The organism is Clostridium sp. AM46-21 (assembly GCF_003480025.1).
GTDB classification, from domain to species: domain Bacteria; phylum Bacillota; class Clostridia; order Lachnospirales; family Lachnospiraceae; genus Coprococcus; species Coprococcus ammoniilyticus.
Genome location: NZ_QUIB01000014.1, coordinates 88,378 through 100,642, shown reverse-complemented (window position 1 = coordinate 100,642; position 12,265 = coordinate 88,378). Strand labels below are relative to the sequence as shown.

Here is a 12,265-nt window from a genome sequence, read left to right as displayed (position 1 = left end):
AAACCAAAGAATTCAACCAATAATAATTAGATTTTCGTTCTTTTATTACTTATTATTATAATTGCTTCTTTTTTTATCATATTCATTTTCTTTTTTATCATGGTTATTTACATTTACTTTATTTACTATCATGGTTATTTACATTTACTTTATTTACTATTCCATGATTCTTTGGACGCACTAAATGAAAACAGACTTTCTTCCCTATAACCGGATTCTGTCCATTAACTGTATGATTTTCTTTTGTATAAACATTCAATTTATTTTCTTTATTTATTTGACATTTAGGACTATGCATATTTGTCCTACTAGCCATTATAAAATGTGGATTCATTTTTCTTTTATCTGCATAAGTATCCATATTTTTACATGTTATCTTTGCATCACATGCAGGATCAGGACATACAAACGCTTTTTTATCAAATAATCTACCTTCAATCCACATCTCATTTGCTTCCATTGCATCAATTACTTCATCTATTTCTAAGCTATATGCTAAATCTATTTTTGCCACATTCATCTCTCCTTATTTATTTTACAACGTGTAGTATTTGAATCTATTTCAATTAGTTTTAAAACTTTTTCTTATTTTCGACTCCTTTTTAGCACTTTGGTATTACCGTTTGTTTTATTGCTGACTCAAGTAATAAACAAGTTTTATTTAAATTATAACCTTTTTTAATTATTAGGTACAGTACAAACTTATATTTTTATTCTGCTTCTTTTAAGCTATTGTATATTTCATCTAAGAAAATACCAAGTACTTTTTTTCATCATTGCTTAATAATAAACTGAGACAGCTTGATTCTACTTCACTTTTTCCCTTATATTTCTGTGCTACACATCTTGATGAAAATACAACAATCTCTGTTTCAAACAAAATTTCACCAGACACAACAAGGCACACCAGATACCTCCGTATCTGATATGCCTTATCCGTACATTCATATTTAATTTGCCCTAATTCTATTTCAGCGCAAATATGGTAATATGCTACTTTTACTTTCTTCCCTACAACCGCAGCTTTGTTCCTTTACTGCCACGTTTACATGCTTTGATTCGTGTAAACAGGATCTCTGTATTGTCTACAAAGAAGCTGTCCTTTGTGCTGCCGACTGCTACTTTTTCGATCTCATCATCGTCGGTGATGTTCACCAAGCGGATGCAGCCTGCACCTTTTCCTTTGACCGGGATCTCGCTGATCTGGATTCTTGCATAGTAGCCAAGTATACTCTTTACAACGATGAAATCTTCCATCTCGGCATCATGGATAAAGATGATATCTTCTTCCTGCTTGGATGCTGCGATCATCTTACGAAGTACATCGTAGTTATTTCCCGGAACCAGCTTTGCCTGACCATGCTTGGTCACAAATAACAGGTTCTTATCTATGATCTGCTCGATGCAGCACATATATAATATGTTTTCATTTCCATTCATATTGCAGAATTCAAAGATCTGAATACCCTTATCCGACAATCTGCCGATCAGACCGGAACCATTTCCCTTTTTACCGGTATTCTTCTTTGCCTGAAGCTTGATGATATCAGCAACCTTGATCATATACATCTGGTTATTATCTGCAAATACACCGACACGTTCTGTGTTCTTACATTTGAATGAGAAACGGTAGTCTTTGTCGATCTGCGCTTTGTTTTTATCATAAAGATTGGCATCAACGACCTTGATATAATAGAAACGATCGAGAAGTACAGCAACCTCTGTCTCGACTGCCTGTGCTTTCTTAACGACAACTTCGCCACAGTCTGCGATCACAGTCTTTCTTGGAAGTGCATATTTCTCCTTGATCTCTAACATATCAGCGATCATCTGCTTCTTCATATTGCTCTTGCTTTCAAGCAGCTTTGAATACTTCTTGATCAGCGTCTCTGCATCTTCCAGTTCTTTCTTAAGGGCATTTACTTCCAGGCCGATGAGCTTCTGTAAACGCATGGCAAGGATCGCATCTGCCTGCTTCTCGGTAAAGCATAAGAACTTTGCATCTGCCTCTGAACCTTTGAATCGGAATGTAATATTGGAGGTATCTCCATGCATCAGACATGCCTTTGCGTCCGCTACCTTCTTACTTCCACGCAGGATCTCTATGATCAGGTCGATACAGTCAACCGCTGTAAGAAGACCGGTCTTGATTTCCCGTACTTCCATCTGATTTTCTAACAACTTCGTGTATTTGGTATTGTATAGTCCGTATTTGAAATCCGTATAGATCGACAGGATCCGCTTCAGTCCCATGACCTCCGGCTTACCGTCATAAATACAGTTGATATTTACACCAAAGGTATCCTCAAGTCCTGCCTTTTTATATAAAATATTGATGATATTCCGGATTTCTTCATCTGTTGTACCCTTCTTTACATCGATACACAGACATTCTCCGTTCTTATCTCCGCGGTCAGCGATATCTACAACGGCCGGTAATTCACGGTTTCTGGTCAGCTCTGCAACCGTATCCAAGAACTTCGCTGTTCCACCGATCATCGTAAATGGGATCTCGGTTACACAGATACTTTTTCTTCCATGACCGATATCACGGATCTCCACCTTACCTCTGACCTTGATCCTGCCAAGTCCTGTTTCATAGACCTGCATCAGATCTTCATTGGATGCATTGATGATACCGCCGGTTGCGAAATCCGGTCCTTTCATGACCTCCAACAGATCCTCAAGCGGTACTTCCGGATCATTCAGATACATCACGGTTGCATCGATCACTTCTCCAAGATTGTGTGTCGGAATATTGGTTGCCATACCAACTGCGATTCCTGTCGAACCACTGACTAGGATATTCGGAACCTGAAACGGAAGAAATGTAGGCTCTGTCTCTGTTCCGTCGAAGTTTGGAATAAACTGATCCTTAAAGAAAGACAGATCCTTCATGCAGACATCCTCTGTATATTTGGATATTCTTGCCTCGGTATATCGCATTGCCGCTGCACCGGATCCATCTACCGAACCAAAGTTACCATGCGGATCTACAAGCGGGATCGGAAGCTTCCAGTTCTGCGCCATATTTACAAGACCTTCATAGATTGAACTGTCTCCATGTGGGTGATATTTACCCATCGTATCACCGACGATTCTCGCACATTTACGATGTGGCTTATCTGAACCTGCCAGACCATTTAATGAATACAGGATACGACGCTGTACCGGCTTTAAACCGTCCCTAACATCAGGGAGCGCACGTTCTGTTATAACGCTCATGGAATAATCTACATAGGATTGTCCCATTTCACTTTCATAATCAACATTTAAGATTTTTTCAGACATAGATTTCCTCTTTCCTTAGATATCAAGCACTGCATCTGTACTGTGTGTCTCAATATATTCTCGTCTCGGTGCTACTTCTGTTCCCATCAACGTCTGTGTCAGCTTATTTGCTTCCACGATACTGTTGATCGATACCTGCTTTAACACACGACTCTCCGGGTTCATCGTTGTCTCATAGAGCTGGTCTGCATCCATTTCTCCAAGACCTTTGTAACGCTGGATCGTGAATTTACCGGTATGCTTCTTTCGATAACGGTTCAGTTCTTCATCTGAATACAGATACTGCATATGCTTGCCCTCGCCCACTCTGTAAAGCGGCGGGATCGCGATATAGATGTGCCCCTCATTGATCAGATCCGGATAAAACCGATAGAAAAATGTCAGAAGCAATGTAGCAATATGCGCACCATCGACATCGGCATCGGTCATAATGATGATCTTGTCATAGTTTAATTTATTAATATCAAAATCGTTGCCATAGCCCTGCATAAAGCCGCATCCAAATGCATTAATAAGTGCTTTGATCTCGGCATTCTCAAGAACCTTGGCTACTGTTTTCTTCTCTACGTTTAAGATCTTACCACGAAGTGGCAGGATCGCCTGATATTTACGGTTTCTGGCTGTTTTAGCAGAGCCGCCGGCAGAATCACCCTCGACTATGAAAATCTCGCATTTGGACGAATCATTGGATTCCTGCTTGGCAAGCTTTCCATTTCCTTCAAAGGAGAATTTATTCAGATTGATCTTGGATTTTTCCAGAGCCTTCTTCTTAGACAGGCTGACTGCACGATCACAGATATCCTTTAAGACATCGTAGTTACGGTCAAAATAAACAGTAAGCTGTTCTTTTACAATATCATCGACTGCCTTTGTAACGTCTGTATTCGACAGCTTCGTCTTCGTCTGCCCTTCAAACTGCGGATCCGGATGCTTTACAGATATGATCGCCTGCATACCGGAACGAATATCCGCACCACTTAAGTTCGCATCCTTTTCCTTTAATAACCCAAGCTCATTTCTTGCATACGAGTTGATCAGCTTTGCAAATCCTGACTTGAAACCTGTTACATGTGTTCCGCCTTCCGGATTTGTGATATTATTTGTAAAACCGATGATGTTTTCTTCCCCATCCTCTGTCATAACGAATACGATATCAGCAGTTATATTCTCTTTCTCTCCACTGATCGCAATGATCGGTGAAGTATGTGTAAGTCCTTCCGATATATCCTCTACAAATGCGGACAGACCGCCCGGCTGATGGAATACGACCGGTTCCTTGCCGTCTCTCTTATTATGAAATGTGATCGTAAGCTCCGGATTCAGATATGCCGTTTCCTTGATTCTCTGCATGATCGCATCGGCTTTGAATTTTACTGTTTCAAAGATCGTATCATCCGGATATAGGGTTACCTTTGTTCCGGTTCGTTTCTCTTTTAACCGGGTACGCGGCAGATTTCCTTCCGGAGTCAGCTCCGTTACCGGAACGCCATACTCATAGCTGTCCGTGTAGAGATATCCGTCTCTTGCGACCTCAACCAATAGTTTCTTTGATAACGCATTTACAACAGCAGAACCTACACCATGAAGGCCACCACTGATCTTATATGTGGAGCTGTTGAACTTACCACCGGCATGCAGTACGGTATATACGACACGTTCCGCAGGTATTCCCTCTGTCTCATGTATATCAACAGGAACACCCCGTCCATCATCTGACACGGTCGCTGAACCGTCTTCATTGATACTGACATATATATTTTTACAATAACCTGCAAGGTGCTCGTCCACGGAGTTATCGATCAGCTCCTGAATCAGATGGTTCAGACCGCTTCTTCCGGTATTACCGATGTACATACCCGGTCTGAGTCTTACAGGCTCCAGTCCCTTCAGCACCTCTATATTTTTTGCACTATACGACATAACATTTCCTCTCTATCCACATAATCATTGATTAGTATATTCTGTATTCCATTTTTTTGCAAAGAAATTATTCTGTTTCTTTCTTTTCAATACCGATTTTTTCTTCGATATCGTCTGTCTCCCCGATGATATCCAGATCAAAATAGAACACAACTCCATCTTTTACATTATACACACCATAACACTTCTTATGTGCCTGCATGGTAGCCGCAACAATGGACAGACCGATGCCGCTTCCGCCATATTCTCTGGTTCTTGCCTTATCTACCTTGTAGAACTTGATGAACAGCTTCTCCAGTTCGCCCTCCGGTACATTTGGTCCCTGATCATATACATAGACACGGAGATTTCCAAGGATCGATCCTTCTTCATATGTGGCTCCCGGTTTTTCATACATATATTTTTCTGTCCAGACACGGACTTCTTTCTCTTTATAGCAGTAATGGATCGCATTTGTCAGATAATTACGGAAGACTTCTTCAATCATGAATTCGTCCGCATAGACATTGATCGGATCTACATCATCATAAACGATCGTAACCTGACTCTGCTCTGCAAGGATTGCAGACGAATCGATGGAATTATGGATCAGATCAACGATATTGAACATTTCCTTATTCACTCGGTTCTGCCCGAATTCTATCTCATTCAGATCAAGTAACTGCTTTACCAGCTTATTCATCTTGTTTGCTTCATCAACAATGACATCACAGTAAAAATTCTTGCTTTCTTCATCATCATTGATATTATCCCGCAAGCCTTCTGCATAACCCTGTACCAGTGCGATCGGTGTCTTTAATTCATGTGATACATGTGACAGGAATTCCTTACGCATCTCGTCAATCTTGATCTTCTCATCAATCTCCACCTGAAGCTTCTGGTTTGTCTCCTTAAGCTCCGTCAGCGTCTCATTCAGCTTATACGACAGATCATTCATATAACAGGACAGCTCACCGATCTCATCATTGGACGGATGCTCGATCCTTGCATCAAAATCAAGAGTTGCCATTTGTTTTGCAACCCTGGTAAGCCGTTTGATCGGTCCGGCAAATATCTCACTGACAAAATACATCAGAATACAACTGATGATTGCTGTTGTAATCAGTACAGCCATAAAATATTTGATCGTTGTCTGGATCGTGGAATCCACTCTGGCAATTGTGGTACGCACGATAATAACAAATCCATTATCCAGAAATCCGAGCAGATCAAAATAACTCTGAGCTGTATCCTTATCCTTTGTGATCTGTATCTTATAATCCTTATGCTTCTCGACCTCTTCCCGTTCGATCTGGGAATTATTCGCATCTATACTGTCTGAGAACATCAAGAACTCACCGATACTTTTCAGATTGTTAAATACAGCCGTATCCTCATTTACCGTTGTATAGATCTTCATATGAACATCATCCACAATATAGATCATCGCATCGGATTTATTCTCGAGCAGGCTCTCCATGCTGTCAAGGTCATAGCTGCCATCTCTGTTCTTATTTGATGAATCTTTGAAAAAAGCATCGCATTCCTGATAGGTCTGGATCAGATTATTTTTCAGTTCATTGTAGTAATATTTTTTTATGAAGATAACGGACAAAATGCCTGACAGCAGGATCATTACAGTAATGATCGCCATCAGACAAAGTGTTATCTTACTCCTTATCGACCTTTTTCTCATCATCCACCTCGAACTTATATCCCATGCCCCAGATCGTCTTGATATAGTCACCTTTATCCTGCAGCTTGCTTCTGAGCTTCTTTACATGGGTATCGATCGTTCTGGCATCTCCAAAATAATCATAATTCCATACATTATTCAGTATCTTCTCTCTGGATAATGCAACTCCTTTATTCACCATAAAATAATTCAACAGCTCAAATTCTTTATAACTGAGTTCGATTGGTTCTCCATCGATCGTTACGATATGGGCTGCAAGATCCATCGTGATACCGCCTGCCGAGATCACACTGTCAGCCGGTACATCACTGGTTCTTCTTAAGATTGCTTCTACTCTGGCAACCAGGATCTTCGGACTGAACGGCTTCGTGATATATTCATCAATACCAAGTTCAAATCCCAGAAGCTCATCTCTTTCATCTGACTTTGCAGTCAGCATGATGATCGGAACCTGTGAGAACTTCCGTATCTCCTTACAGGTCTCCCAGCCATCCATCTTCGGCATCATAACATCTAAAATGATCAGTCCGATGTCTTTATTATTCATAAAGATATCAACCGCTTCTTCCCCGTCTCCTGCTTCCAGAACAATATATCCTTTCTTACTCAGGAAATCCTTGACCAGCTTACGCATTCTGCTCTCATCGTCAACTACCAATACCTTTATACTATCCATATGCGACCTCCTGTTATTTCCATTTCTTGCTGTATTCTAACAAACATCTATGTCATAAATGTGAATTTCAATCGGGAAATTTACCTTTTTCTCTTTTTCTTCTCCACAACCGGGTGATTTGCTTCATATTTCGCATACAGATCCGGCCGCCGTTCTTTTGTCCGGCTGATCGACTGTTCCAGTCTCCATGCCTCTATATTCTTATGATGACCGGAAAGCAGCACATCCGGAACCTTCTTCCCCATGAATTCTACCGGTCTAGTATATTGTGGATATTCTAACAGATCGTCATGAAAGGATTCGATCTCCGCACTGTCATCATTGTTCAATACCCCAGGAACCAGTCTGGATACAGTATCAATAATCGCCATTGCCGGAAGCTCACCGCCGGTTAAGACAAAATCACCGATCGATACATAATCCGTTACGATCAGCTCCAGCACACGTTCATCGATACCCTCATAATGTCCGCATAAAAGCACCAGATCATCTTCAACGGCAAATTCTTCTGCCACCTTCTGTGTAAATGTCCGTCCCTGCGGTGTCATATATACAACCTTTAATTTCTTTCCTGTCTTTTCACACAAATACTGATAGGCATTATAAACCGGCTCTGCCTGCATCACCATTCCGGCTCCACCGCCATACGGATAATCGTCTACATGCTTATGCTTATCCTTTGTAAAATCCCTGATATTCACTGCTTCAATATGGATCAGCCCTGCTTCCATCGCCCGGCCGGTAATACTGGTTCTAAGCCCGTCCATGATCATATCGGGGAATAATGTAAGAACATAAAAATTCATCATTCTCTCCATTCGTTCTAATCTTCTGCGATTTTCAGAAGATGTACCTTTACCGTTTTATTTACCGTATCAATATCTGTTACCCATTCCTTTACAACCGGAACATAGATATCGTCCTGCCCTTTTTTCTTTATAACAAAGATATGATTCGCCGGTGTCTCCAGTACATCATCGATCACACCGATCTCTGTGTCATTCTGATCGTATACCTTTGATCCGATCACATCACAGATAAAGAACTCACCATCCTCTAAGGCTACGGCATCCTCTCTGTTTACAAGAATATCATACTGTCTTAAAGCTTCTACATCATTTATACTATCATACCCTGCAAACTTCAAAACTACCATGTTTTTTAAAAATTTACAGGATGTACATTCAGTTTCAATCTCTTTGCTGCCTGATACCAGAAAACATTTTTTCAGGCTTTTAAATCGATTCAGGTCATCCGTTGTCGGATATACTTTTACCTCTCCCTTGATACCATGCGGTGCTGTGATCACACCCACTCTCAGTCTGTCTTCCAAAATTATATCTTTCCTCCACTATAACGAAAAATGGGGGAGTTATGATAACTCCCCCAAAAGATCTTTGTACTACTTAATATCTACAATTACCTTTTTGTCACCCTTTGAAGCAGCTGCTTTTACAACTGTACGGATGGATTTGGCAATTCTGCCTTGTTTTCCGATAACCTTGCCCATATCCTCTGGTGCAACAGTCAGTTCAACTTTAATTATATCGTCTTTCTCTGTCTCAGTAACAGATATTTGCTCTGGATGATCTACTAGGGATTTTGCAATGATTTCAACTAAATCTTTCATTTAAACACCTCCCTGGTGATATTATTTTTCAATACCTGCCTGCTTGAATAACTTAGCAACAGTCTCAGTTGGCTGAGCACCTGTCTGAAGCCACTTCTTAGCTGCTTCTTCATCGATCTTTACTACGCTTGGCTCCTGGTTAGGATCATATGTTCCGATCTCCTCGATGAATCTACCATCTCTTGGGGATCTTGAATCTGCAACGATTACTCTGTAAAAAGGATGCTTCTTATAACCCATTCTTCTTAATCTGATTTTTACTGCCATTTTGTTTGTTCCTCCTGAAATAAAATATAAAATATAAAAATTTATTTAAATCCAAACGGAAGCTTGAATCCACCGTGGCGTTTCTTGCCACCCATCATACCGGACATCTGCTTCATCATTTTCTTGGATTGTTCAAACTGCTTTAAGAAACGGTTGACTTCCGCGATCTGAACGCCCGCGCCGTCTGCAATACGTTTCTTTCTGGATGGTGAGATCGGATCCTTCAGACATCTCTCATTCGGTGTCATGGACTGAATGATCGCCTTCGGCTTCTTGCCTGCATCTTCATCGATCTGTACATTCTTCATCTGACTGGACATTCCAGGCATCATGGAGAGCAGGTCTCCGATTCCACCCATCTTCTCAAGCTGATCCATCTGTTCCATAAAATCATTGAAATCAAAGGATGCTTTCCGGAACTTCTGTTCCATCTCTTTCGCTTTCTCATCATCGATCGCATTCTGTGCTTTCTCGATCAGCGATTCCACATCACCCATTCCAAGGATCCGGCTCGCCATACGGCTCGGATAAAATGGTTCCAGATCTGTCAGCTTCTCGCCCATTCCTGCATACAGGATTGGCTTTCCGGTAACAGCCTTAATGGAAAGTGCCGCACCGCCTCTGGTGTCACCATCTAATTTCGTTAAGATCACACCATCTATACCAATCTTATCGTTAAATGTTGTTGCAACATTGACAGCATCCTGTCCTGTCATCGCATCAACGGTAAGAACTGTATATGTAACATTGATATTTTCCTTGAGCTCCGCAAGCTCATCCATCATATCTTCATCTACATGAAGTCGTCCGGCCGTATCGATAAATACCAGATTCATATGATTCTTTTCTGCATGCAGGATCGCAGCCTTGGCAATATCAAGCGGCTTATGATTCTCTCCCATCGTAAAGACAGGCACGCCAACCTTTTCACCATTGATCTGCAGCTGCTTGATCGCAGCCGGTCTGTATACATCACAGGCAACTAACAATGGTTTCTTGCCTTTATTCTTAAACTGATATGCAAGCTTTGCAGCCGTTGTTGTCTTACCGGCACCCTGAAGACCGCACATCATAATGACTGTAATCTCATTTGACGGAAGTAATTTCAGTTCTGTTACATCAGAACCCATCAGCTTATCCATCTCTTCTTTTACAATCTTAATGACCATGTGTCCGGGATTCAAACCCTTAAGGACTTCTTCACCAACAGCTCTGTCACTTACAGCTTTGATAAATGATTTAACAACCTTGAAGTTTACATCGGCTTCCAGTAAAGCACGCTTTACTTCTTTCATTGCCTCTTTTACATCATCTTCTGTAAGAACCCCCTTGCTTCTCAGTTTCTTGAAAACATTTTGAAGCTTGTCAGATAAACTGTCAAAAGCCATGAATATCTCCCTTCGTTCCTAACACTCATCTACTAAAACTCGTCCAGTATCCGATCCGATAACCGGTCGATTGCTTCTATCTTCGAATTCAGCCTGTCATCCCGATTCTCCTCCATCAGTTCCGAAATGCAGTCTTTCATCTTCTCGACCTGCTTTCTCGCTTTCATGAATTTGTCAACAAGCTGTAACTTATCTTCATATTCTTCCAAAATCTTATCGCAGCGCTTGATCATGTCATAGACACCCTGTCTGCTGATCTGATTCATTCTGGCAATCTCGGAATAGGACATATCATTATTGACCACATCTTCATAAATTGCTTTCTGATGCTCCGTCAAAAGCTCTCCATAAAAATCATATAATAAAGACTGTCTGACTATTTTCTCCATACGATCACCGCCTGTAAAGTATTTTCCCTTTACCATGGGTTATTCTATACCATGCCTGCATCGTTGTCAAGTAAAATATCTTGACAAATTAATTTTTATCTGAATATCCTCTGTTTTGCCACTTCCATGTCTGCAAGCATCTGTGCTTTTAATTCTGAAACACCTGAAAATTTCTGCTCTCCGCGAATAAAGGATAACAATTCCACGACCAGCTTCTGTTCATAGATATCCTCATCAAAATCAAAGATATGCGTCTCGATCGTTACCCTGCGATCTGTATTCACCGTCGGATTGTCTCCGATATTCGTGATCCCATAACAGACCCTGCCGTCCTCCAGATGTATCCTTGATGCATAAACACCCGTCACCGGATAGATTTTCCCATGCTTTGGAAGCAGATTTGCCGTCGGAACCTGGATCGTCCTGCCAAGCTCTCTGCCATGCACTACATGACCGGACAGAAAATAAGGTCTGCCAAGGAAGGTTTCTGCTTCTTCCATTTTTCCCTCACTGATCAACATTCTGATATAAGTGGAACTTACAATGACATCATGGATCTTTTTCTTTTCTATCACGATCACCTGATAGCCGTATTCGCCGGCCATCTTCCGCAGAAGCTCTACATTCCCGCGTTTCTTTTTTCCGAATCCGTAATCGGTTCCTACGACTACATATCCGGCATGTAACCTTTTTACAAGGATATCCGTTACGAAAGCTTCCGGTTCCATCGATGCAAATGCATCATCAAACGGATACTCCACCAGTACATCGATTCCCATCTGTTCTGCAAGCATACATTTTTCTTCCGAGGTTATGATGCTTTGAAGCTTATCTACATCAAAGATCGAATTTTTACGAATATCAAAGGTAAATACGACTCCGGTATATCCATCCTTCTGTAAACGAAGCACCTCGTCAAGCAGCAGCTTGTGTCCCTGATGAAAACCGTCAAACTTGCCAAGTGCAACGACGGAACCTTTTTCTGTATTGATCTGTATATCTTTCTGATTAAAATAATGCTGCATTGTC

General features: G+C 41.1%; 12 protein-coding genes. All 12 read right to left on the bottom strand.

Features of this window, described 5'->3' with window-relative positions:
* Positions 1–118 precede the first annotated feature (118 nt).
* Complete coding sequence (locus tag DW959_RS10670; RefSeq protein WP_118616097.1) at positions 119–514, bottom strand: hypothetical protein; 396 nt, start codon at positions 512–514, stop codon at positions 119–121.
* A gap of 497 nt (positions 515–1,011) precedes the next feature.
* Positions 1,012–3,291 (bottom strand): DNA topoisomerase (ATP-hydrolyzing) subunit A, encoded by a 2,280-nt coding sequence (locus DW959_RS10665; RefSeq protein WP_117822596.1) that lies wholly within the window; start codon positions 3,289–3,291, stop codon positions 1,012–1,014.
* 15 nt (positions 3,292–3,306) lie between these two features.
* A complete protein-coding gene (locus DW959_RS10660) occupies positions 3,307–5,211 on the bottom strand; it encodes a DNA gyrase subunit B (protein WP_008401000.1) in 1,905 nt (634 codons plus the stop codon).
* 67 nt (positions 5,212–5,278) lie between these two features.
* A complete protein-coding gene (locus DW959_RS10655; protein WP_226801014.1) occupies positions 5,279–6,889 on the bottom strand; it encodes a HAMP domain-containing sensor histidine kinase in 1,611 nt (536 codons plus the stop codon).
* Positions 6,861–7,562, bottom strand: coding sequence for a response regulator transcription factor (locus DW959_RS10650; protein WP_117822594.1), 702 nt, complete (start codon positions 7,560–7,562; stop codon positions 6,861–6,863). Before DW959_RS10650 ends, DW959_RS10655 begins: the two co-directional genes overlap by 29 nt.
* 80 nt (positions 7,563–7,642) lie before the next feature.
* Positions 7,643–8,380, bottom strand: a complete 738-nt coding sequence (gene trmD, locus DW959_RS10645) for a tRNA (guanosine(37)-N1)-methyltransferase TrmD (RefSeq protein ID WP_330584330.1) — start codon at positions 8,378–8,380, stop codon at positions 7,643–7,645.
* Positions 8,381–8,385: 5 nt separating this feature from the next.
* The gene (gene rimM / locus DW959_RS10640; RefSeq protein ID WP_044945007.1) at positions 8,386–8,895 is read right to left on the bottom strand and encodes a ribosome maturation factor RimM; all 510 of its coding nucleotides are present in this window, start codon (positions 8,893–8,895) and stop codon (positions 8,386–8,388) included.
* A 69-nt stretch (positions 8,896–8,964) separates the two neighbouring features.
* Positions 8,965–9,192: a KH domain-containing protein gene (locus DW959_RS10635; RefSeq protein ID WP_008401006.1), complete on the bottom strand. Its 228-nt coding sequence runs from the start codon at positions 9,190–9,192 to the stop codon at positions 8,965–8,967.
* 21 nt (positions 9,193–9,213) lie between these two features.
* Positions 9,214–9,459, bottom strand: a complete 246-nt coding sequence (gene rpsP, locus DW959_RS10630; RefSeq protein ID WP_021943973.1) for a 30S ribosomal protein S16 — start codon at positions 9,457–9,459, stop codon at positions 9,214–9,216.
* A 41-nt stretch (positions 9,460–9,500) separates the two neighbouring features.
* The gene (gene ffh / locus DW959_RS10625; protein ID WP_118616095.1) at positions 9,501–10,847 is read right to left on the bottom strand and encodes a signal recognition particle protein; all 1,347 of its coding nucleotides are present in this window, start codon (positions 10,845–10,847) and stop codon (positions 9,501–9,503) included.
* A gap of 32 nt (positions 10,848–10,879) precedes the next feature.
* A complete protein-coding gene (gene ylxM, locus DW959_RS10620) occupies positions 10,880–11,236 on the bottom strand; it encodes a YlxM family DNA-binding protein (protein ID WP_021943974.1) in 357 nt (118 codons plus the stop codon).
* A gap of 95 nt (positions 11,237–11,331) precedes the next feature.
* The gene (locus tag DW959_RS10615; protein WP_118616093.1) at positions 11,332–12,261 is read right to left on the bottom strand and encodes a bifunctional riboflavin kinase/FAD synthetase; all 930 of its coding nucleotides are present in this window, start codon (positions 12,259–12,261) and stop codon (positions 11,332–11,334) included.
* Positions 12,262–12,265: the final 4 nt, after the last annotated feature.

Bases quoted from the DNA above. Each gene is read 5' to 3' on its own strand.
- ylxM (WP_021943974.1), bottom strand. From the start codon at position 11,236: ATGGAGAAAATAGTCAGACAGTCTTTATTATATGATTTTTATGGAGAG.
- DW959_RS10650 (WP_117822594.1), bottom strand. From the start codon at position 7,562: ATGGATAGTATAAAGGTATTGGTAGTTGACGATGAGAGCAGAATGCGT.
- DW959_RS10615 (WP_118616093.1), bottom strand. From the start codon at position 12,261: ATGCAGCATTATTTTAATCAGAAAGATATACAGATCAATACAGAAAAA.
- DW959_RS10660 (WP_008401000.1), bottom strand. From the start codon at position 5,211: ATGTCGTATAGTGCAAAAAATATAGAGGTGCTGAAGGGACTGGAGCCT.
- rpsP (WP_021943973.1), bottom strand. From the start codon at position 9,459: ATGGCAGTAAAAATCAGATTAAGAAGAATGGGTTATAAGAAGCATCCT.
- DW959_RS10655 (WP_226801014.1), bottom strand. From the start codon at position 6,889: ATGATGAGAAAAAGGTCGATAAGGAGTAAGATAACACTTTGTCTGATG.
- ffh (WP_118616095.1), bottom strand. From the start codon at position 10,847: ATGGCTTTTGACAGTTTATCTGACAAGCTTCAAAATGTTTTCAAGAAA.
- trmD (WP_330584330.1), bottom strand. From the start codon at position 8,380: ATGGAGAGAATGATGAATTTTTATGTTCTTACATTATTCCCCGATATG.
- DW959_RS10635 (WP_008401006.1), bottom strand. From the start codon at position 9,192: ATGAAAGATTTAGTTGAAATCATTGCAAAATCCCTAGTAGATCATCCA.
- DW959_RS10665 (WP_117822596.1), bottom strand. From the start codon at position 3,291: ATGTCTGAAAAAATCTTAAATGTTGATTATGAAAGTGAAATGGGACAA.